General features: G+C 63.4%; 1 protein-coding gene. It reads right to left on the bottom strand.

The features are described from left to right. A partial coding sequence (locus Q5762_RS38545; protein WP_315896974.1) for a hypothetical protein occupies positions 1-268 on the bottom strand: 268 nt, incomplete at both ends.

Genomic DNA, 268 nt, shown 5'->3' with positions numbered 1-268 from the left:
CCCGTCTGCCAGCGCCTGGTCAAAGTCGATGCGCATATGGGCATAGGGCAGTTTGCCGCCCAACATGTCGCGGATCAGCTCGTTGAACGGGTTGTCCGCCCCGTCATGGGTGGAACAGACCACCACCTGACCGCCCCACATCAGAAAGGCCAGCGCGGCCTTGAGCAGTTCAGGCAGGCTTTCGACGAAGGCCGCCTCGTCGATGATGACCACGCCTTGTTTGCCGCGCAAGCTGCGCGGGGCCGAGCTGAGGGCGAGGATCTCAAAG

Origin of the sequence: Streptomyces sp. P9(2023) (assembly GCF_032436795.1) — a bacterium.
In the GTDB taxonomy this organism is placed as follows: Bacteria; Actinomycetota; Actinomycetes; order Streptomycetales; family Streptomycetaceae; genus Streptomyces.
This window is presented reverse-complemented; position numbering and strand designations above follow the sequence as displayed.